The sequence below is a fragment of the uncultured Tenacibaculum sp. genome, assembly GCF_947495995.1.
Classification (GTDB): Bacteria; Bacteroidota; Bacteroidia; order Flavobacteriales; family Flavobacteriaceae; genus Polaribacter.
The window spans coordinates 706,049-728,778 of sequence record NZ_CANMAX010000001.1 but is presented as its reverse complement, the minus strand read 5'-3'; the positions used below and the strand labels follow the sequence as shown (position 1 = coordinate 728,778).

The 22,730-nt window shown below is 30.6% G+C and carries 20 protein-coding genes; 14 read left to right on the top strand and 6 right to left on the bottom strand.

From position 1 onward, the window contains the following. The first annotated feature begins 33 nt into the window (after positions 1–33). From Q1A15_RS03275 to Q1A15_RS03260, 4 genes are all read left to right on the top strand, one after another. The gene (locus tag Q1A15_RS03275; protein ID WP_299618706.1) at positions 34–498 is read left to right on the top strand and encodes a hypothetical protein; all 465 of its coding nucleotides are present in this window, start codon (positions 34–36) and stop codon (positions 496–498) included. A gap of 11 nt (positions 499–509) precedes the next feature. Further along, complete coding sequence (locus tag Q1A15_RS03270; protein WP_299618703.1) at positions 510–2,612, top strand: M13 family metallopeptidase; 2,103 nt, start codon at positions 510–512, stop codon at positions 2,610–2,612. A gap of 108 nt (positions 2,613–2,720) precedes the next feature. Next, positions 2,721–3,470 (top strand): DUF3667 domain-containing protein, encoded by a 750-nt coding sequence (locus Q1A15_RS03265; RefSeq protein ID WP_299618700.1) that lies wholly within the window; start codon positions 2,721–2,723, stop codon positions 3,468–3,470. 34 nt (positions 3,471–3,504) lie between these two features. Continuing rightward, positions 3,505–4,431 (top strand): ABC transporter ATP-binding protein, encoded by a 927-nt coding sequence (locus Q1A15_RS03260; RefSeq protein ID WP_299618696.1) that lies wholly within the window; start codon positions 3,505–3,507, stop codon positions 4,429–4,431. On the opposite strand, the gene Q1A15_RS03255 is transcribed toward Q1A15_RS03260, so the two are convergent. Then, the gene (locus Q1A15_RS03255) at positions 4,421–4,870 is read right to left on the bottom strand and encodes a 3-oxoacyl-ACP synthase (protein WP_299618694.1); all 450 of its coding nucleotides are present in this window, start codon (positions 4,868–4,870) and stop codon (positions 4,421–4,423) included. The two genes, Q1A15_RS03260 and Q1A15_RS03255, sit on opposite strands and share 11 nt — an antisense overlap. Next, positions 4,867–5,973 (bottom strand): FAD-dependent oxidoreductase, encoded by a 1,107-nt coding sequence (locus Q1A15_RS03250; protein ID WP_299619778.1) that lies wholly within the window; start codon positions 5,971–5,973, stop codon positions 4,867–4,869. The genes Q1A15_RS03255 and Q1A15_RS03250 overlap by 4 nt, the downstream gene beginning before the upstream one ends. An 84-nt stretch (positions 5,974–6,057) precedes the next feature. On the opposite strand from Q1A15_RS03250, the gene Q1A15_RS03245 reads away from it, so the two are divergent. From Q1A15_RS03245 to Q1A15_RS03225, 5 genes are all read left to right on the top strand, one after another. Then, entirely contained in the window at positions 6,058–6,528 is a 471-nt protein-coding gene (locus tag Q1A15_RS03245; protein ID WP_299618691.1) for a hypothetical protein, read from the top strand. 93 nt (positions 6,529–6,621) lie between these two features. Beyond that, positions 6,622–7,554 (top strand): hypothetical protein, encoded by a 933-nt coding sequence (locus Q1A15_RS03240; RefSeq protein WP_299618688.1) that lies wholly within the window; start codon positions 6,622–6,624, stop codon positions 7,552–7,554. A gap of 137 nt (positions 7,555–7,691) precedes the next feature. Next, on the top strand, positions 7,692–8,447 hold the full coding sequence (locus Q1A15_RS03235; RefSeq protein WP_299618685.1) for an SDR family NAD(P)-dependent oxidoreductase: 756 nt from the start codon (positions 7,692–7,694) through the stop codon (positions 8,445–8,447). Next, on the top strand, positions 8,437–9,309 hold the full coding sequence (locus Q1A15_RS03230) for an aldo/keto reductase (protein ID WP_299618682.1): 873 nt from the start codon (positions 8,437–8,439) through the stop codon (positions 9,307–9,309). The genes Q1A15_RS03235 and Q1A15_RS03230 overlap by 11 nt, the downstream gene beginning before the upstream one ends. Before the next feature lie 2 nt (positions 9,310–9,311). Beyond that, positions 9,312–10,451, top strand: a complete 1,140-nt coding sequence (locus Q1A15_RS03225; protein ID WP_299618679.1) for an ATP-binding protein — start codon at positions 9,312–9,314, stop codon at positions 10,449–10,451. Here the strand turns inward: Q1A15_RS03225 and Q1A15_RS03220 are convergent. Continuing rightward, positions 10,448–11,071, bottom strand: coding sequence for a hypothetical protein (locus Q1A15_RS03220; RefSeq protein ID WP_299618676.1), 624 nt, complete (start codon positions 11,069–11,071; stop codon positions 10,448–10,450). The two genes, Q1A15_RS03225 and Q1A15_RS03220, sit on opposite strands and share 4 nt — an antisense overlap. Before the next feature lie 86 nt (positions 11,072–11,157). Beyond that, on the bottom strand, positions 11,158–13,287 hold the full coding sequence (locus Q1A15_RS03215; RefSeq protein ID WP_299618673.1) for a T9SS type A sorting domain-containing protein: 2,130 nt from the start codon (positions 13,285–13,287) through the stop codon (positions 11,158–11,160). A 215-nt stretch (positions 13,288–13,502) separates the two neighbouring features. Here Q1A15_RS03215 and Q1A15_RS03210 point away from each other — a divergent pair, with 215 nt between their 5' ends. The 4 genes from Q1A15_RS03210 (at position 13,503) to Q1A15_RS03195 (ending at position 19,342) form a co-directional block, all read left to right on the top strand. Then, positions 13,503–14,198 (top strand): response regulator transcription factor, encoded by a 696-nt coding sequence (locus tag Q1A15_RS03210; RefSeq protein ID WP_299618670.1) that lies wholly within the window; start codon positions 13,503–13,505, stop codon positions 14,196–14,198. Positions 14,199–14,219: 21 nt separating this feature from the next. After that, positions 14,220–15,263 carry an ATP-binding protein gene (locus Q1A15_RS03205; RefSeq protein WP_299618667.1) on the top strand — a complete coding sequence of 348 codons (1,044 nt, stop codon included), beginning with the start codon at positions 14,220–14,222 and terminating at the stop codon, positions 15,261–15,263. 81 nt (positions 15,264–15,344) lie between these two features. After that, a complete protein-coding gene (uvrC, locus tag Q1A15_RS03200; protein ID WP_299618664.1) occupies positions 15,345–17,144 on the top strand; it encodes an excinuclease ABC subunit UvrC in 1,800 nt (599 codons plus the stop codon). Next, the gene (locus Q1A15_RS03195) at positions 17,141–19,342 is read left to right on the top strand and encodes a patatin-like phospholipase family protein (RefSeq protein ID WP_299618661.1); all 2,202 of its coding nucleotides are present in this window, start codon (positions 17,141–17,143) and stop codon (positions 19,340–19,342) included. Before uvrC ends, Q1A15_RS03195 begins: the two co-directional genes overlap by 4 nt. Before the next feature lie 63 nt (positions 19,343–19,405). On the opposite strand, the gene Q1A15_RS03190 is transcribed toward Q1A15_RS03195, so the two are convergent. Both Q1A15_RS03190 and Q1A15_RS03185 read right to left on the bottom strand, forming a co-directional pair. Beyond that, positions 19,406–20,944: a ribonuclease E/G gene (locus tag Q1A15_RS03190; protein WP_299618658.1), complete on the bottom strand. Its 1,539-nt coding sequence runs from the start codon at positions 20,942–20,944 to the stop codon at positions 19,406–19,408. Between the two features lie 286 nt (positions 20,945–21,230). Further along, complete coding sequence (locus tag Q1A15_RS03185) at positions 21,231–21,521, bottom strand: HU family DNA-binding protein (RefSeq protein WP_075340504.1); 291 nt, start codon at positions 21,519–21,521, stop codon at positions 21,231–21,233. Positions 21,522–21,662: 141 nt separating this feature from the next. Between Q1A15_RS03185 and mutY the strand changes: the two genes are divergently transcribed. Then, positions 21,663–22,706: an A/G-specific adenine glycosylase gene (mutY, locus tag Q1A15_RS03180; RefSeq protein WP_299618650.1), complete on the top strand. Its 1,044-nt coding sequence runs from the start codon at positions 21,663–21,665 to the stop codon at positions 22,704–22,706. Positions 22,707–22,730: the final 24 nt, after the last annotated feature.

Sequence of the window (22,730 nt, the reverse complement as noted above, 5' to 3'; positions counted from 1 at the left end):
TCTTATTATAAGTAATCAAAAATTAAATCGTTTATGGAAATTATAGAATTAAAGAAGAATAGTCATTTCACTGAAAAAGAAACAACCAAAAAAGCGTTTTCTGATTTAGAAAAAATATTGGTTGCTTACAGAGGAACAGAACTATCTGAAAATTCTATTGTTAAAATTAATGATTTGGTTAAATCAATTAATTCTTTTCAAGAAAGTAGTGAAAGAAAATACAGAAGAAAATTATTAATTACTAGGAGTAATATTATTCAACTCATAGTTAAAGAGCACGGAATTGTTCCAGAAAAATACTATCAAAAACAATGGTTTGTTTTAGGAATGGTAACTTTTGGAATTCCAATAGGAATTATATTTTCTACAGCTATTGGTAATATTTCCATGTTAGCTGTTGGATATCCTTTAGGAATGCTAATTGGTTCTATGATTGGAAAACAAAAAGATGAAAAGGCTAAAAAAGAAGGGAAACAAATAAACTTATCGCTTAACTAAATTTTTTTAAGATGAGAAACATTAAAAAAGCCTTGTTTACAACTACAATAGCATCGTTGGCTATAATAAGTTGTAAAACAGAACAAAAAGCTGAGGTAGCAGAAAAGGTTCCAGGTATTATTCTTGAGAACATGGATACATCTGTAAAACCATCTGAAGATTTTTTCAGATATGTAAACGGGAACTGGGTTGATAAAACAGAAATTCCTGCAGATAGATCATCATGGGGTGGTTTTGGAGAATTACGTAAAAAAACAGATGCTGATGTATTAGCTATTTTGAATGATGCTATTAAAGAAGGTAATTTTCCTAAGATCAAAGATGCTCAAGGAAATGAAATCGATAGTGATCAGCAAAAAGCAGTAAATTATTACGAAAGTATTATGGATACTGTTGCTCGTAATAAGCAAGGAACAGTTCCATTAAAGCCTTATTTAGCAAAGATCGATGAAATCAAAACTAAAAAGGATGTAGAAAACTATATCACTCAAATGGCACCATATGGTGGTGGAGCTTTTTATGGTCTTGGTGTTTTTAACGACTTAAAAAACAGTAATATGAATGCTGGTTATTTAGGTTCAGGCGGATTAGGTTTATCTCGTGATTACTATGTAGATGAAGATGAGGATACTAAAGAGAAACTTAAAAAATACGAAGCTTTTGTAGCTAAAATGTTCGGTAAACTTGGTGATGATGAAGCTACTGCTGCTAAAAATGCTGCAACTGTAGTTTCTTTTGAGGCTAGTTTAGCTAAACCAATGATGACTAAAGAAGATCGAAGAGATGCTAGAAAAATGTATAACCCAATGTCTGTTGAAGAGTTACAAGTTTTAGCTCCTGCTATTGATTGGAAAGCTCATTTAGAAGGTATTGGAGTAGGTGTTGGAACAGAAAAAATGGAGAAAGTAATTGTTACAGATCCAAACTATTTCAAAGCTATGAACGATATTTTTACTGAGCGTTCTGTAGACGATATTAAAACATTATTACGTTGGAATACGATTAATAGTGCTGCTGGCTTATTAAGTACAGATTTAGAAACTGCTAATTGGGAGTTTTATAGTAAAGAATTACGTGGAGCAAAAGAACAAAGACCTCGTGATGAAAGAGCTTTAGCATCTGTAAACGGATCAATTGGTGAGGCTATCGGAAAATTATATGTTGATAAGAAGTTTCCACCTGAAGCTAAGCAGAAGGCTAGAGAAATGATTGATAATGTATTATTAGGTTTCGAAAAGCGTATTAACGGATTAACTTGGATGAGCGATTCGACTAAGTTAAAAGCATTAGATAAATTAAGTAAACTAACAGTTAAAATAGCTTATCCAGATAAATGGAAAGATTACGCTGCTTTACAGATTAAAGGAGTAAAAGAAGGTGGAAGTTATTTTGAAAATGCGATCAACGTTACTAAGTGGAACTACGAAGAAAATATATCTAAGTTAGGAAAACCAGTTGATAGATCAGAGTGGGGAATGTCACCACAAACTGTAAACGCTTATTTTAATCCAGTAAATAACGAGATTGTTTTCCCAGCGGCTATTTTACAACCTCCATTTTATAATTATCAAGCTGATGAAGCTGTAAACTACGGAGGAATTGGAGCAGTTATTGGTCATGAAATTTCTCATAGTTTCGATGATTCAGGAGCTCGTTTCGATGGAGATGGTAATTTAAATAATTGGTGGACAAAAGAAGACTCTGAAAAGTTTGCTGCTGAAGGAAAAGCATTAATTGGTCAGTACGACGCTTTAGTTGCTATTGATGATGTTCATGTAAATGGAACCTTCACTTTAGGTGAAAATATTGGAGATTTAGGAGGAGTAAATGCTGCTTACGAAGGTTTACAAATCTTCTTAGAAAAAAGCGGTAGACCAGAAAAAATTGATGGATTTACACCAGAACAACGTTTTTTCCTTTCTTGGGGAACAATTTGGAGAACTAAGGCTCGTCCAGAGGCAATTAAAAATCAGATTAAAACTGATCCGCATTCTCCTGGTAAATTTAGAGCTTATGTGCCTTTAAGAAATGTAGATGCTTTTTACGAAGCTTTTGATATTAAAGAAGGTGATACAATGTACTTAAAACCAGAAGACAGAGTTAGAATTTGGTAATGCTGCATTTTAAATAATATTAAAAACCGATACGAAAGTGTCGGTTTTTTTATTGAAATGAAATAATGTGTTTTCTGTATTTTTGAACTCTACTTTTTAATTTTAATTATGCATTGTAAAAATTGTGGGACTAAAGTTGATGGAAAATTTTGTTCAAATTGCGGACAAAAAACCAATGTGGGACCTATTAATTTAGCCTATGTTGTAGATGAAATAAATAACTCATTTTTTCAACTAGATCGTGGTTTCTTTTTTACAATTAAAAGATTGAGTATAAATCCTGGAGATAGTATTCGCGATTTTATACAAGGAAAAAGAAAAAACTACTTTAAGCCGTTAACATTTGTGTTAATTTTATCTACTGTTTATGCTTTGTTGTCGACTCTTTTAAATGAACAAACAGTTTTAGGAGATTTATTATCCGGGTGGAAATCATACAAAGATGGTTCTACTTTAGATGCAAATGCAACAGTTCTTCATCAATGGTTTGTTAAAAATTATGCTTACTCAATATTACTATTATTACCTGTTTTTTCTTTAGCATCATATTTGTCATTCAGAAAATACGAATACAATTACCTAGAACATATAGTCCTAAATTCTTTTATCACAGGTCAACAAGCAATTATTTATACTTTTTTTGCTGTTTTAAAATCTTTCACAGGAGAAAATGCTGTAACTGAGACATTATATATGGTCTTTGTTTTAGGTTATGTTTTTTGGGTTTACATACAGTTTTTCAAAAATTATAAAAGGTTGAAAATCATTTTTCTTACCATTTTAACCTACATACTTTATATACTATTTGTATCAATTTTTACAGGAATAATATCTTCAATTGTAATAAAGATCATGTAGTACTTTATCGTAAAAAGGTTTTATTTTTACACACATGCTACAAGTCAACGATATTACATTTTCGTATTCAAAAAAAAGTCCAATACTTAAAGATATTAGCCTAAGTCTTACCCAAGGTGAACATTTAAGTATTATGGGAGAAAGTGGGTGTGGAAAATCAACACTTTTAAGAATTATTTACGGATTGTTAGATGTAGATAAAGGAACGATATTTTGGAACGATCAAGAAGTTTTAGGTCCGGCTTATCATTTGGTTCCAGGGATGGATTTTTTTAAATACGTTCCGCAAGATTTTGATTTAATGCCTTACATAACTGTTGCTGAAAATATTTCAAAATTCTTGTCACGATTTTATCCTGAAGAATCAGAAAGAAGGACGAATGAGTTGTTAGGTGTTATTGAAATGAAAGCTTATGCGAATGAAAAAGTTAAAAATCTAAGTGGAGGTCAACAGCAACGTGTAGCAATTGCCAAAGCATTAGCGAAAGAACCAGAATTATTACTTTTAGATGAACCATTCAGTCAGATCGATAACTTTAAGAAGAACGCATTACGAAGAAATCTTTTTTCATATCTAAAGGAAAAAAACATTGCTTGCATTGTTGCAACTCACGACGGTAATGATGCGTTGTCGTTTTCAGATCAATTAATTGTCATTCAGAATAATCAAATTTTAGCGTCAGGAACACCTTCAGATTTATACAAAGAAAAACCGAATCGATATGTTGCATCGTTATTTGATGATGTAAATAAGGTAATTATAGATAAGACTGAAAAACTGTATTATCCGCATGAGATTTCAATTGTAGAACAATCTGAACATAAAACAAAAGTCAGTAAGAACTATTTTAAAGGTTCTTATTGGTTGGTAGAAGTTTTACATGATAATGAAACTCTTTTTGTTGCAAATAACACTCAACTAGAAAAAGGTTCAGAGGTTTACATAAGATTTAATGAATAACTTTTATAGTAAATTCATTTCCGTTAAAAATTATAGTATCATTTTCCTTTTTGCCTAAGAATAACTTTCCGATAGGAGACGCGCTGGAAATCACAAAATAGTCTGTGTTATCTACAGTTGTTTTTCCCATGCTAATTGCTATAAAGTAATTTGCTTTTTCAGTAACAATAATACTTCCTAGGCGAACTAAATCGTGTGAACTTTGTATGTCAACTTTAGCTAATGTTTCTTTCATTTGCTGAACAACGGCAATTTGTTGACCAGCTTTTTCCATTTCTAACTGAAGCATCGCTCTTCCTGTTTCATGCTTGTCGCCAGCAGAACTCTTAGTTTCAGATAACAGTGCTTTTTTATTCGAACTTATAATATTCTTGATTGTTTGTTCTCGCTTTTCTATATAAGCAACACATGCGTGATGTAATTTTTCTTTTAAATTCATATTAAATCTGCTAATTCTTCACCAATTAAACTTCCAATTGCAACTCCCATACCACCAAGGCGAATACCGCAAAAAACATTGTTAGATATAGGTTTTACAATGCTTTTCTTCTGATTTCCAATTCCCATAATACCGCACCATCTATGTTCTATTTCTATATCAGTGTCTGGTAATATTGTAGTTTTTAAAATTTCTTCGAGTTTGTTTTGAACCAAATTTGTTAATGAAAATTCGGTTGTTTCTTCTGCATCAAAATCTAGATTTCTTCCTCCACCAAACAAAATACGGTTATCGATATTTCTAAAATAGTAATAGCCTCGATCTAAATGAAAAGTTCCTTTAATATGTAGATTTTTTATAGGTTTTGTAATTAAAACCTGAGCTCTAGCTGGTTTTACTTCTTCATTTAAAATTGCTTTTGAAAAACCATTGGTAGCAATAAAAACTTTATTGGATTTAAAACTTAATAAATTAGTGTTGATATGAACAAAACCATTATCATCTTGTATATCTTTTACAGTAATGTTATTTAAAATCTTAACACCTAGAGCTTGTGTTTTTGTGATAAGATGTTGCATCATTTTTCCAGTGTCAATCTGACCTTCAAAAGTATTTACGATATATCGACTTTCAATATTTTTAAAGTTAAAGTCATTTTTCGATTCATAAAAGACAGGGGCATGAAAAACAGATGAAAGTAGTTGGTTAACTTGTTGCTTTTTATCTAAACATAACTCCAGAAGTTCTTTATCTTGAAATAGTTCAAATCCTTTATTTTGTTGAAAATCGATGTTTTTATCACCTAAATTTTTTCGAAGTAATTGTAAACCATTCCAACGTTTTTTAACTAAAGAAAGTACTTCTTCTTCTGTATGATTTTCTAAATCGTCTACAAGTTCAGAAATACTTCCAAAACAAGCAAAACCTGCATTTTTAGTGCTTGCACCATGAGGCAATATTCCTTTCTCTAAAATCAAAACATTAGATTCTGGGAAACGTTTTTTTAACTGTAAAGCACAGTTCAATCCAACAATTCCGCTACCAACAATTGTATAATCAACATTATTAAACCATTCTTTAATCTCCCAATAACTTAGCTCTATCATGCGTTAAAACTATAAAAAAGGATTCATTTAAATTCGTAAATTGGTACGATCCTTGAAAAACACCATATAAAAAGTCAAAATATGAGTATTATTAAAAACATCTTTTTTCCACTATCAATCTTAGTATTTATGAGTTGTGCTAGTTATCAGTTTGAAAAACAACCACCTTTTAAAATTATTTCTGCAGAATATATTAATACTGTTGGAGGACTACCAAATTCCGGTAGCTCTATTATTAACATAGTCTATAAATCTCCAAAGGATATAAAATTTGATTCAATTTTTTATTTTAGTGACAAAGTAAAAGCAATAAAAAGTACATTAAAGAAAAATAAAATAATTTCAGGAAGATTTTATCATTCCATTTCCAAAATAAATAGAGATTTGATTTTAGACAAAGACCCTAAAAAGGAATATGGTAATATGCCTTCACAAAAGAATATTTTTAATCTTAAAGAAGATGAAGTAGTTATAAGTTATTATGATGAAAGTAAGCTTAAGTTTTACAAGATTGATAGTTTAAAGCAAGGGAAATCTATAATAAGACAATAAGCATAAGTTAGATAAAAGTCGTTCGAAAGAGCGACTTTTATTTTTTGGCACGCATTTTGAAAACACATAAGCATAACCGTAAAACTTAAACTTATGAAAACGATAAAATTACTTTTACTAATATTTGTAGCCGCCACAACTCTAACTTCATGTGTTGTAAGAAATGAAGAAGTTATCGTAGATGATTTTGTGCCTACAGAAGAGATTGTTTCAGGTTACGATTTATGGTATGTAGATTTTCATAGAACTATAGGAACTGCAGAAATTCCATATTTATCAAAAGCATTTACAGTATCATTTTTAAATGGAAACATGTATGCTAATAATAATATAGTTGATGTAGGAAGAACAGGAGATGGTTTAGGAATTAATGTTGGATCATACAGAACTTATGATGATGGTGTTATAGAAACATTTCACAGATTAGATGGAGATTACAGTTTTGAAGTAATTCAATTAAGTAATAATGAAATCAGATTGAATGATTTAAATAATAATGTAAGTTATTTTTTAATAGGATATCAAAGAAATGACTTTGATTATGACAAATTGTTTTATGACAATATAGAGTTCTTTTTACAAGAGTATATAGCTTGGGAGAGAACAGGAGCTAGGAATGGATCACCTAATCCGTTTGATGAAGAGCGTTATTTACAATTTACTCCAGAGAATAATACAACTTTTTACTCATCTCACGATGCATTTGGCACAAATCTTGCTTCTATTAATTGGGACTTTGTAGGTGGGTACACAATAGACGATATTAGAGATTACGACGATCTTAAGTTTTTAACACTAAATTATGACGGAGGAGATACTGAAGAGTTTGAATTAAGCGTTGTAAATGATGGAGAGATCGAGTTATTCCACTTAAGTACTCAAACAACATACGTTTTCACAGGTAGAGGATACATCCAATTCTTGAAAGGGAAAAATGGAAAAGCGTCTAAAAAACCAGTAAGGAATAGTGATAGAAAACGTACTAAAATAAAAAGAAAAGAAATTACAAGAAAAATATTAAAATAAAGTTTGGTTAGTTGATTTTTGGTTGGTTATTTCTCAAATAACCAATTAGAGAAGCCGCCCCCTCAGGGCGGTTTTCTTTTTATATAACATAAGGTTTACATTAAAAGTTTTATTTTTATAGTAAATAATATAAATTTATGTCAACCGTACTAATTACCGGAGCTACATCTGGAATAGGTAAGGCTTGTGCTTATCTGTTTGCAAAACAAAAATATAACTTAGTTTTATGTGGTAGAAGGGAAGAAAAATTGCGAGAATTAGAACAAGAATTGTCAAAAGAAACTAAAGTACACACACTACAATTTGATGTTCGTTTTAGAGAAGATGTTTTCAAGGCTATTGAAAGTATTCCTTCAGAATTTAAAGCTATAGATATTCTAATTAATAATGCAGGAAATGCTCACGGATTACATTCAATTCAAGAAGGTAGTTTAGATGATTGGGATGCTATGATTGATGGTAATGTAAAAGGTTTATTATATGTTTCTAAAGCTATAATTCCAACAATGATTGAAAGAAACGAAGGTTTTATTGTGAATATAGGATCTATCGCAGGTAAAGAAGTGTATCCGAATGGAAATGTGTATTGTGCATCTAAATTTGCAGTAAATGCGTTAAACAAATCAATGCGATTAGATTTAAACCAATACAATATTCGAGTAAGCGGAATTCATCCTGGATTAGTGGAAACAGAATTTTCAGATGTTCGTTTCAAAGGAGATTCAGAAAGAGCAAAACAAGTTTATAAAGGTTACAAGGCTTTACAGGCAGAAGATATTGCAGACATTATTCATTTTGTAGTAACAAGACCGTATCATGTTAATATCGAAGATTTAATCGTTTATCCAACCGCACAAGCAAGTGCAGCAATTTTAAATAAGAATGAAAACTAAACTTTCAGATATAATTATAGGATGTATGTCTTGGGGTGTATGGGGAAAAAACTTTTCAACAAAAGAAATGGCCGACCTTATACATTTTTGTATTGAAGAAGGAAATATAACTTTTGATCATGCCGACATTTATGGAGGTTACACTACTGAAGCTGCTTTTGGAAAAGCATTTGTTGAAAGTGGGGTAGAACGTGAGCAAATTCAGTTAATATCTAAATGTGGAATTCAATACATCACAGAAGAAAGGCCTGATAATAGAGTTAAATATTACGATTACTCAAAAGAATATATTATTTGGAGTGTAGAGCAATCGTTGAAGAATTTAAAGACAGATTATTTAGATGTTTTGTTATTGCACAGACCAAGTCCGTTAATGCAATATGATGAAATTAATGAGGCTGTTTTGAGGTTGCAAGAAGAAGGAAAAATTATAGATTTTGGAGTTTCAAACTTTACTGCAAGTCAAATGGAATTATTAAAGAAGAAAACACCATTAACTTGTAATCAGTTAGAATTTTCATTGATTCAGAATTCTGCAATAGATCAAGGTACTTTAGATTATCTAATCAAAGAAGATATGAAAGTGATGAGTTGGAGTCCTTTAGGAGGTTTCTTCAATTTAGAAACAGAACAAGCGGAGAGAGTAACACAAGTATTAAAAGATTTAACTTCTAAATACAACGCAACAAACGATCAAATCTTATTAGCATGGATTTTAAAGCATCCTTGTAACGTTGCTCCTGTAATTGGAACTTCAAATAAAAACAGAATAAAGAAATCAAATCAAGCATTACAAATAGATTTAGATGTTCAAGATTGGTTTACTCTTTATGAAGCTAGTCGAGGGCATAAAGTAGCTTAATAATGATTAATAAAAGGCTACTTATTAAGAATTTGCTTTCTCACAACGATGAGAATAGTTTTTATGATAAAAAACAAAAATTATCCTTAGGTAGTAAAGAAGGGAAAGCAAAATTCATTAAACATATTTGTGCCTTATCCAATTCAAATCCTGAAAATAATTCCTACATTTTAATTGGTATTCGAGATGAAGACAATAAAGTAATTGGCGTTGATTTTTTTGACGACAGTAAAATACAGAATCTCGTTAACGCGTATTTAATTAATCCGCCTAATATTCAATATGAAAATATACCTTTTCCAGGTTTACCAAGGTATAAAGTAGTAGGGTTAGTTACTATCCATCCGAAAGATAAAATCTCACATTTATCAAAGTTTATTTGGAAATATCCCAGAGGAACAGTGTTTTATCGTAGAGGTAGTAATTCAATGCCTGTAGTCGATGAATTTAAGCTTCCGAACAGTAATAAAGAAATTGTAGAGGCAATAGAGATCAATGCCAGCAACAATATTCAATTAACCTTAGATGGGGTTTTTGATTTCTTCGGAAGACATAAAGATGAGTACAATCCTAAATACAAAGTTTTCAAAGAACAGTTTGTGTTATGTTGGGCTGGAAAAAAGACAATAGTGAATAACGAAGAATTCTATTCTAGAGTTGATATCGAATTGATAAATGAGCAAGTGCAGCTTTTCTATTCTGCTTTAGATGAGGTGAAAATTAAAATCAATCATCATTCATTTATTATAGTTGAATACATCGCGTTAGGTCTAGAAAAAGACGAGATAAAATATCCTTTAGAAAAAACAATTATTCATTTTAAAGATAATGGTAAGCTAGATATTATAAAGGAATTTTTGTTTGAGCCGCCAACTTACGATAGTAAAATTATTAATCATATTTACGAGAATAGTAACAATATTGTCAATAATATTGAGCATAATATTCCATTATCAGTTACAGAACACGAAGACGTATATCGATTGCCAAATAATTATTTAATATGTTATTTAAACGGATTTTTAGATGCTAAAGAACAATTAGAAAAAGCAAAAGATTACATTAAGAACTTAGAAGATAAAACTACATATATAAAATATAAAGATGTAGTTCGAGTATTAAGGAAAGTTAAATATCACTAATTTCTTTTATAGTTTGAATCGACTAAACATTTATTGTTTTTCCATTTTCCTTGTAAAGATTTAGGCTCTATTTTTTTATCATCAAAGGTTAAAAACTCGCCTTTTTTATTCTTTTTAATAACCTTCATTTTTCCTTTTTTAATAGCATTAGCTACTTTGTGAATTAAGCCTTTTTTTGAAGTTTTACAACCTTTTATAGTTAAAGTGAGACCAATATCATTGTTGTATAAATCCATTTCAGAAGAAATTTGATCAGGAACAATGCCCTCTTCAAGTTTTCTCTTCTTATACATTAAATAGTTTTCTTTTTCGTGCGCTTTTCCAAGTGTTCTTGCGGCAGGTTTTCCAATTTCTTGACGTAATCTAGCCATCCAGTATGCATGTCTAAAAGCATCAACCTGTCCGCCAGCATGATCTCTATCTAATAAATCTGTTTGTCTAATACTATCAGAAACACGGCTAGCTTCCTTAGAAATTTCAAGGGCCTTTTTTGCTTTGAAAGGATGAAAAATTACCCACCATTTTTTCGGAGAAGATAATTGTTTAAATTTCTTAAAGTTCGACTGTGAAAACCCTGAAGTGATTAAAAATACAAATATGATTAGAAATATATTTTTCATTGAAAGAAAGATACTGCGAATTGCAGAAATAAAAAAGAGAGGCTCATACAACCTCTCTTTTACTATAAACTTAAATAAACTTTAATTTATTTGATAATTAACTTTTGAGTTGCAGTTTTGTTAGCTTCTACAACTTTTAAAATATACATTCCAGAACTTACACCAGAAACATCAATACGATTGTTTGTTCCAGATATAGAAGTTTGATATACTTCTTTACCGATCATATTAAAGATTTGAACCTTCTTATTGTCGATAGATGAAGAAGTAATTGTAAGTGATTTTCCATTGATAGGGTTTGGATATGCCGCAAAACCATCTATTTCATTTTCTATTACAGAAGCAGTTGTAGTGTCTTTAGGTGTTACTTCGGCCCAAGTCTTAGCAATTCTTAATTCATCTATTTCAATAGTTGGAGTTTCGTTTGTTGAATCCTGTCTTAAAATAAAAGTGTTAATAGAAGATGGAGCATTAGTGTCATTTCCTCCTAAATCTGCAGTAGGTGCAGCTCCTTCAAAAGTTGCAGCATCTGGATTAATCCATAAGCTTACAACATCATTATCTAAATCGTAAGCCATTACAATAAATAATACATCTCCTAAATTATAAGTAGATGTTGTAAAAGGAGGATTTGAACTTTCTGGCCCAAAACCAATATCAAATGTAGTTCCGCTAGTATCTGGATTCGGTCTAACCCATAATCTAGCATCATAAGATGATGTACCTGCAGCTAAACCAGCAAAATATCCACCATCTATAGTATCAGGATTAGTACCAGTTTGGAAAGCAGAAACTTTTAATAAAAAAGAACTATATACTGTTCCTGAAGATACATCAGTAAATTTAGTGAAAGATTCAGCTCCTGATCCATTAAACGTAATTTTATTTCCTTCAGAAGGCTTTAATCCACTATAAGTTAAACTACCTGTAGCAGTAATTATATCATCTCCAGAGTTTACACTTTCCCAGTCTGCTTGGTCAGATAAAACAGCAGCATCAGCATAATCAAAAGTTTCAATAAAAGGTAAACCTTTACAAGTTGGGCTTGAAATATTTCTCGTAAAATCACAACTACTATTGCTTGTATCTCCTTTAACAGTAAAAACAATATTTGTTCCTTCGGTAATCCCAGAGATAGTAATTGTTCCTGTTGTCATCATTGAAGGATTATCTCCACCTACTGTTCCGTTATCAGCAGTTAACATGTATGTAGAGGTTCCTCCTCCTGTAAAACCTATAGAAACATTGTAAGTGTCTACACCAGAAGTTTCTGTAACACATGATGTTGTAATTGTACTTACTTGAATATCACACGGAAGTCCTACAGTAAAAGAAATTGTTTGATTTACAGGAGTTGATAAAGCATTTCCAGCATTATCAACTAACTCCATATATATTTCGTAAGTAGTTCCTCCTGTAGTAGTAAAAGTGATATCATCAGTGTCAAATTTATCAGCTTGAGCTACGCTATTCAATGTCCATTTTATATAACCGTCTCCTGTACCTCCAGGAGCAACGTTGAAATTACTTACAGAAAACTTAACTGTTGCCATATCTGTAAAAGATATTGTAGATCCGTTTGAAGGAGAGCTAATTGTTAATGAAGGTGTAGTAGAAGCTGTTGCGGCATATGTTCCAACAGGAAATACAGAAGAACAGTCAGCGTTTATTCCAGAATCATCACTTTTATCACATCCATCAAGGGCGTTTGGTCCACTAAATGTCCATTCATTTGGATTAAAAGTAGCACTTGGTCCTTGTCCGTCTTTTCGATATGCCCATCCATCAACATAATCCCAATCTTCACCAGTACCATCTTGACCAATTCTTCCCAATAGATCTTCTATTGTTCCATTCTTATACAAAATAACAGTATCATCTCCATTTACGTTTATCACGTTATCAACATATTGAGGAGTAATTCCTAAATATTGATTAATAAGTGTGTCTTCAAATGACAAATAAATATATGTGCCAGCTGTTACTGCATCAGCAGGGAATGTATACTCAGCTCCAGCAGCAGTAGCTCCGTTTGTGGTAGATTCAATACCATAAATACTTAAATCAGCAATGTCATTTACGACATATAATTCAATAGCTTTAGGCGCACCTGAAGGTAAAGGTCCGTCAATAGCACCAGTTATTACTAAGTCCTGAGAAAAAGCAGAACTAAATATAAAAGTTAGTAATAAAGTTAAAAAGTAGTTTTTTTTCATATTATCCCGTTTTATTAAAAAATGCACTCAAAATTAGAAAATTAGCTGACTCATACATAGTTTTTTTACTTTAATTTAATGTTAAGCATCTGATATTTAATAGTTGTGTTAAATGCTTTTATTAATATTAAATCAACATTAAGTTAAAGTGTCATTAACTGTTTTTGTTATTTTATCGTTACTTTTGGGTTGTTTAGCACTATAATTATAACTGTATGAATACTAACGATATTAAGATTTTATTAGTTGATGATGAACCAGATATTTTAGAAATTGTTGGATACAATTTGAGATCTGAAGGTTATCAAGTTTTTACTGCGACTAATGGAGCTGAAGGGGTAAAAATCGCTAGAAAAATTACACCTCACTTAATTTTATTAGATATAATGATGCCAGAAATGGATGGTATTGAAGCTTGTGAGAAAATTAGAGATATAAAACCATTAGAGAATGTTATTATTTCTTTTTTAACTGCTCGTGGTGAAGATTACTCTCAAGTAGCAGGTTTTGATGCTGGTGCAGACGATTATATTACAAAGCCAATTAAACCAAAGGTATTGGTTAGTAAAATTAAGTCATTATTAAGAAGACTTAAAACAGATACAGTTTCTGAAGCTACAACTAAAATCGGAGACATTTTAATTAATAGGGATGAATATGTTGTTTTCAAAGGAGAAGAAAAAATCACGCTTCCTAGAAAAGAATTTGAATTATTCTCTTTATTAACTTCTAAACCAGGTAAAGTATTTAAAAGGGAAACTATTTTAGATAGTGTTTGGGGAAATGAGGTAGTTGTAGGTGGAAGAACTATCGATGTTCATATTCGTAAGCTAAGAGAAAAAATTGGAGACCATCACTTTAAAACTGTAAAAGGAGTTGGATATAAGTTTGTTTTAGAAACAGACAAGTAGTAATTAATCACATAGTATTTTTTGAATAAACTAAGAAAAACATACAGGTATGCGCTAACATCGGCGCTGTATTTAACATTGATTTCTGTTATTATTGCAGTTTTTTCTTACCTGTCTTTTTTTAAATCTTTAGGTTTAGTAGCTATTATCATTTTTGGTATTATAGTATTTACGGCCTCATTTTTTGTTATCCAATACAGAGCAGAACATTTTATTTATCAAAGAGTAAAAAAACTGTATCAAGATATTTCGATTTTAGATATAAGTGATTTAAAACGAGATAAAATAACTACAGATATTGAAGACTTTACCAAGACTGTACAAGAATATGTTGAGGATAAAAAAGAAGAAATTGCAAACTTAACAGAGCGAGATTCATTCCGTAGAGATTTCTTAGGAAATGTTGCTCACGAATTAAAAACACCTCTATTTACAGTTCAAGGTTATATTCTAACATTAATTGAAGGTGCAGCAAACGATAAGGTAATTCGTGATAAATATTTAGAAAGAGCAAATAAAGGAGTTGAACGTTTAACTTCCATTGTTAAAGATTTAGACATGATTGCTAAATTGGAAACAGACGGAATGAAAATGAAGATTGAGCCTTTTAATATTATCGAGTTGATTCAAACTGTTTTTGATCTTTTTGAAATGAAAGCCAAAAAGAGAAACATACAATTGGTATTCGATAAAGTTTACGATTTTCCATTATTTGTAAAAGGAGATGTTGAAAGAATAGAGCAAGTTTTAATTAACCTGATTGTAAATTCTATTAAATACGGAAAAGTAGATGGTGTTACTACTGCAAGTGTAGAATCTTACAATGAAAACAAGTTTGTCATTAAAATAATTGATGATGGTGAAGGAATAAAACAAGAACATATTCCTAGATTATTTGAACGTTTTTATAGAGTAGATCAAAGTAGATCTAGAGAACAAGGAGGTTCAGGTTTAGGTTTATCTATTGTAAAACATATCATTGAAGCACATAACGAAACCATTCTTCTTAAAAGTACTTTTGGTGAAGGATCGGAGTTTTCTTTTACGCTTGAAAAAGCAATGTAATCTAGCATTCACATTATAACGAGATCGTAGTTTAAATGCATTATTCAGTTAACTTAATTGAATAAATTGTATTTTCGTTACATGCCAACAGACTTAGAACTTCAAGTAAAAACATTACCGAATTCAGCAGGGGTTTATCAATATTTTGATAAAAATGATACTATTATATATGTTGGTAAAGCAAAGAATTTAAAGAAAAGAGTTTCTTCATATTTTACTAAAAATCACGAGTATGGTAAAACTAGAGTTTTAGTAAAAAAAATCACCAGAATTGAACATATTGTTGTTGATTCTGAAACCGATGCTTTACTGCTTGAAAATAACTTAATAAAGAAATATCAGCCTAGATATAATGTACTGTTAAAGGATGATAAATCATATCCTTGGATTTGTATTAAAAAGGAACGTTTTCCTCGAGTTTTTGTAACGAGAAGAGTAATCAAAGATGGTTCAGAATATTTTGGTCCATATACAAGTGTAAAAACGGTTCATAATTTATTAGATTTAATAAAGCAGCTTTATCCGTTACGTACTTGTAATTACGATTTAAGTAAGCCAAAAATCGATGCAGGAAAATATAAAGTTTGTTTAGAGTATCATCTGAAAAACTGCAAAGGACCTTGTGAAGATTATCAAGATGAATCTTCTTATATAGAAAACATAAGAGCAATCCGAAATATTATTAAAGGAAATTTCAAAGAGAGTTTAGAGAGCTTGCATAATATTATGATGGATTATGCTGCTGATATGAATTTTGAAGAAGCACAGAGAATTAAAGATAAACTCGATTCTTTAAAAAATTATCAAGCAAAATCTACCATTGTTAATCCGAGTATCAACAACGTTGATGTTTTCTCTATTACTTCAGATGAAACTCACGGATATGCGAATTTCTTTAAGATTATGAACGGGGCAATTATCCAGTCATATACAACTGAAATCAAAAAGAAATTAGAGGAAACTGATAGAGAATTACTAGAGTTATTTATTGTTGAAACCAGACAGCGTTTTAATTCTTTATCACGAGAAATATATGTGCCGTTTAAGGTAGATGTAGGTGAACAAATAAAAGTTACAGTTCCGAAGTTAGGAGACAAAAAAAGAATTGTAGACTTATCGCTTAGAAATGCAAAGTATTACAGACAAGAACAGTTTAAGCAAATTAAGATTGTAGATCCAGATCGTCATACAAAACGTATTATGGCTCAAATGCAAAAAGATTTACGTTTAAGTGTTGAACCTAGACATATTGAATGTTTCGATAACTCCAATATTCAAGGAACAAATCCGGTTGCTGCTTGTGTTGTGTTTAAAGACGGTAAACCAAGTAAGAAAGATTACAGACATTTTAATATAAAAACTGTAGAAGGCCCAGATGATTTTGCTTCTATGGAAGAAGTGGTGTACAGAAGATATCGAAGATTACTTGAAGAAGATAAACCATTACCACAATTAATTGTCATTGATGGAGGTAAAGGTCAGCTTTCTTCAGCATTAAAAAGTCTAGATGTTTTAGGACTGAGAGGAAAAATTGCAATTATTGGAATTGCAAAACGATTAGAAGAAATTTATTATCCAGGAGATAGTGTTCCTTTGTATTTAGATAAGAAATCTGAAAGTTTAAAAATCATCCAATATCTTCGAAATGAGGCCCATCGATTCGGAATCACTTTCCATAGAAATAAGCGAAGTAAAAGTGCTATTCAATCAGAATTAGAGCAAATTCCGAATGTTGGTAAACAAACCATAACAAGTTTATTACGTAAATTTAAATCAGCCAAAAGAGTAAAAAGCGCTACATTAGGAGAGTTAATAGAAGTAGTAGGTAATGCTAGAGCTAAAAAAGTATACGACTACTTTCATGAAAAAAAAGAGAAATGAAAAAGTTACTAACCATATTAATACTACCAATACTAATCTACGCACAAGAACAGCCTAAAATTGGTTTAGTTCTTAGTGGAGGAGGAGCAAAAGGTTTTGCTCATGTTGGTGTACTTCAAGAATTAGAGAAAGCGGGTGTGCAGATTGATTATATTGGAGGAACTAGTATGGGAGCTGTTGTTGGTGGATTATATGCAGCGGGTTATTCACCAAATCAAATCGAAAAAATAATTCGAGATATAGACTTTTTATATGTGATTCAAGATAATATTTCTCGTGAAGATAAATCGTATTTTGAAAAAGCATATCTAGAAAAAACTGCTGTAAGTTTACCAATAAAGAATGGAAGTATTGGTCTTCCTTTAGGTTTGTCTAAAGGTCAGAATGTACTTAATTTTCTAACAGAATTATTGGCTCCAGTAGATAATGTTGACGATTTCTTCAGACTTCCAACACCTTTTTTCTGTGTAGCTACAGATACTGAAACTGGTAAAGAAGTTGTTTTAGAAAAAGGTTCACTTCCATTGGCATTAAGAGCAAGTGCTTCGTTTCCGTCGTTGTTAAATCCTGTTGAGGTTGATAATCGCTTGTTGATGGATGGTGGTGTGGCAAACAATTTTCCCGTAGATAGAATGAGGGAGAAAGGAGTTGATATCGTAATTGGTGTTAATGTACAAGGAACGTTATTGAAACGAGACGAATTATCTTCGGTAGCATCATTACTAAGTCAGATTGTAAATTTTCAAATGTATGAGAAGTCAGACGAACAAGTTAAAAAACTAGATATACATATTCATCCTGATATTGCCGATTACACTGTAGTTTCTTTCGACAAAAAAGATGAAATTATAAAAGCGGGAATAAGAGCTGTTAAGCCTTATTATTCAGTTTTAAAAGAATTGGCTAAAAAGCAAAAAAATAAAAAGCAAAAAGAAAAAATAGTTTATAAAGAGAATAATTTATTTCTAATTGATAGAATCATTTTAAAAGGAAATAAGCATTACACACAAGATTATATTTTAGGAAAATTAAGATTAAAAGAAGGTGATTCTGTATCGTATCGAGATATTTCTAAAAAGATAAATACACTTACAGCAACAAAGAATTTTCAAAGAATCGATTACACATTAAAGAATTCTTTTAAAGGAAAAAAGTTAGAGTTAAAAGTTAAAGAAAATGATATTAAAAGTTTTTTGAGTCTCGGAGTTCATTACGATTTACTGTACAAAACAGGTGTGCTTTTAAACTACAATCAAAAGAAAATACTTTCGGCAAACGATGAATTATCTTTAGATTTAGTAATTGGTGATGATGTTAGATACGATTTTCAGTATTTTATAGATAACGGATTTTTATTGAGTTACGGGTTTGCTTCTCGATATAATTCTTTTGAAACGGATGTTTTATTCAACGAGAATAATTTGAATAAAATCAATGTAGATTATCGAGATTTTACCAACAGAGTTTTTGCTCAAACTACATTTAATAAAAGAACGGCATTTGGTTTAGGAGTAGAATTCAAGAATTTAAAAATATCTTCGGATACTTTTTTAACAAACGATGAAGAAACTGTTTTTGATAATAGTAGTTACTTAAATTCATTTGCTTTTTTAGAGATTGATAACTTCGATAAAAGTATGTTTCCTACAAAAGGATTTTTGCTGAATGCAAATTTCAGATGGTTTATGTGGTCTAACAGAAATGAAAGTCTGAATGATTTTGCCAGTGGAAGTATACGATTCAATCAATATTCACAAGTAGATGCATTGTTTAGTTATGCAACTACGTTTTGGAAAAAGTTTACTTTTTTAAATACATATCAATTCGGAGCTACATTAGGAGAAGAAGATTCGGAGATTTTAGATTATCGTGTAGGAGGATACAATCAGAATTATATCAATAATTTTATTCCGTTTTATGGTTATGATATTTCATCACTTACAGATCAATCTTTCTTAAAATCAGAATTTCATTTAAGATATGAGCCTTTTAAGAAGAATTATCTAAGTTTTATAGCAAACTACGGTAGAGTAGCAAAAAATGTTTTTAGACGTGGAGAACTCTTAAAAGACACGAAATCAGGTTATGCAGTAGGTTATGGAATAGAAACAATTATTGGGCCTATAGAGTTGAAATACACTTGGTCTCCAGATCATGAAGATAAATTCCTTCTTTTTAATTTAGGATTTTGGTTCTAGAAAACAAAAAAACCTACCTGAATAATTCCAAGTAGGTTTTAATTTCTTAATAAGAATATTGCCTTATTTATTTTTTTTCTTGTAAGAGAAATGGTATTGTAAATATTGATACGCATCTCTAGGTATAATTTTAATCCACTTTTTATGTCTTAACAACCAATTAAAACGAATAGACATAATTCCTTTAGTTAAATAGGCGAATATGAACGGATGTACATTTAAGGTAATCTCTTTGTATTCTGTTTGACTATTTAAGATTTTGTCTAATTCTGCTTCGATTTTATCGATTAAAACAATTGGAGCTTCTACTTCTCCATTCTTGTTAGGATTAGGTTCACGTGTTTTTATTTCGAGTTCAGGTCTAACTCTTTGTCTTGTAATTTGTACAAGACCAAATTTACTAGGCGGTAAGATTTTATGCTTAGTTCTATCTAAGGCCATAACTTCTCTAAAGTGTTGAAATAATTTTTGTCTGTTTTCTGCAGACTTCATATCTATAAAATCAACAACAATAATTCCTCCCATGTCACGAAGTTGTAATTGTCTTGCTATTTCAGTAGCAGCAATTAAGTTCACTTCCAAAGCAGTTTCTTCTTGGTTTTTTGCTTTGTTCGAGCGGTTACCACTGTTTACATCTATTACGTGTAATGCTTCAGTATGTTCAATTACTAAATAGGCACCTTTGCTCATAGATACGGTTCTACCAAACGAAGTTTTTATTTGGCGTTCAATACCGTATTTTTCAAAAATAGGAATGTTAGATTTATGAAGCTTAACTATTTTTTCTTTTTCAGGATATATTTCTTGTAAATATTCCTTAATTTCAATCATTAAGCTTTCATCGTTTGTTACAATACTTGTAAAAGAATCATTCATCACATCTCTTAAAATTGAAGATGCTCTATCTAACTCACTTAATACTTTTGTTGGTGTATTTGTATTTGGAATTCTTTTACATAAAGTTTTCCATCTGTTTAGTGAGTTTTGTAAATCTTTGTCAAGCTCTGCTACTTTCTTACCCTCTGCAACAGTTCGCAAAATAAGTCCAAACCCTTTCGGTTTAATACTTTTTGCTAGCTTTTTTAAACGCTCTTTTTCTTTATTATCAGTAATTTTCTGTGATACTGACACTCTGTTAGAAAAAGGGACTAAAACTAAATATCTACCGGCAATCGATAACTCTGAACTTATCCTTGGGCCTTTAGTAGATATCGGTTCTTTTACAATTTGTACTAATAAATTTTGACCTGATTTTAGTACGTTGTTAATACTTCCGTCTTTGTCGATATCATCTTCAAAACGAAAGTTTCTTAAAGTGAACTCTTTAAATTTACCTGTGCTTACTTTTTTAATAAACTTGTTTAGCGATTGTACTTGGGGTCCTAAATCATGATAGTGTAGAAAACCATCTTTAGGATAACCAACATTAACGAAAGCAGCATTTAAACCTGTCATTACTTTTCCAATTTTTGCTAGAAAAATATCTCCGACAGAGAATTTATTGTCGCTGGTTTCATTGTTTAGCTCAACAAGTCTACCATCTCTTAATAAGGCAAAATCAATATCAGAAGAATTTGAACGAATAATTAATTCTGTTTTCATCTGAATAAATTTTGTGTCTACGTAAAAAACGAAGACTGATTAAGATTGTTTAAGCAGGTATTTTTTAAATACCAATTAGAGGTTTAAAACCTCTATTTCAAAGAACTTTTGTGTTTTTTTAAACAAACGAAAAAGTAAGTAGAATAATCTACTTACTTTTTCTTGTGACGATTAGCTCGTGCTCTTTTCTTTCTTTTGTGTGTAGAGATCTTAGCTCTCTTTCTTTTTTTACCACTAGGCATATTTCAAAATGTTTTAAACTCTTGTTAAAGAGTAGGTTAATATCTTACTTTACTGCAACTTTAGCTTTAACACCCTCAGTAAAAGTTTTAGCTGGTTTAAAAGCTGGAATGTTGTGTGCAGGAATTTTAATCGTAGTATTTTTAGAAATATTTCTACCTGTTTTTTCAGCTCTTGTTTTGATGATAAAGCTTCCAAAACCTCTTAAATATACATTATCTCCACTCTCTAAAGAATCTTTTACCTCAGACATGAACGCCTCTACAGTAGCTAAAACATCTGCCTTCTCTATTCCTGTTTTGTCTGAAATCTTCGATACGATATCTGCTTTTGTCATTGTATATATATTTTATATTATATGTTGTGAATTTAATTTTACGAGGGTGCAAATATATGATAATTAATCAATTCGAAAAATAATTGTTCTTAAAAAAATCTAAATAAAATACAGTAATTTCGTGATTACAACTTTTAATTAATGGATTTTAGTAAAGTACTGATCAACTGGTATTTAAAAAACAACAGAGAACTGCCTTGGAGAAAAACAAAAAATCCTTACCATATTTGGTTGAGTGAAATCATGCTTCAACAAACAAGAGTTGCACAAGGTTTACCCTATTATTTGAAATTTACAGAGGCTTTTCCAACGGTTTTTGATCTTGCAAATGCCGATGAAAGTTATGTTTTAAAACTGTGGCAAGGATTAGGATATTACTCTCGAGCAAGAAATTTACATTTTACAGCAAAATATATTGCTGAAGAATTAAACGGAGTTTTTCCTAATACATATAAAGGTTTATTAAAATTGAAAGGTGTAGGTGATTATACTGCATCAGCTATTGCATCTATATGTTATAACGAACCAACCGCAGTTGTAGATGGTAATGTGTATCGTGTACTTTCTCGTTATTATGGTATCGATACTCCAATAAATTCTACCAAAGGGATAAAAGATTTTAAAGAGTTAGCACAACAAATTATTGATAAAGAAAACATAGGGACCTATAATCAAGCGATTATGGATTTTGGAGCAATACAATGCAAGCCTAAAAGTCCTAATTGTGGAGAATGTCCTTTATCTGATAGTTGTATTGCACTAGCTAAAAATCGTGTTGATGAATTACCCGTTAAGGAAAAGAAACTAAAAATTAAGAAACGATATTTTAATTATTTGGTTGTAGAGAACAATGGAGAAACAATACTAAACAAAAGAGAAGGTAAAGGAATTTGGGAAGGTCTTTATGAGTTTCCTTTAATAGAAACAAATAAAAGTATAGATGTAGAAGATTTAGTAAATACAGCTGAGTTTAATAAACTTTTTAATGAAGAGGTAAAAATTCAATTATTCAATACTAAAGATGTAGTTCATAAATTATCGCATCAACATTTATTTACAAAGTTTTGGATTGTTACTACAAAGAATCTCGAAGCAGAACTAATTAAATGGAAAAATGTAGCTGAATATCCAGTACCAGTGCTTATCAACAATTTTTTATTAGAATACAAAAAGCAGAACAACTAAATTTGTATATTTGAAATTACACAG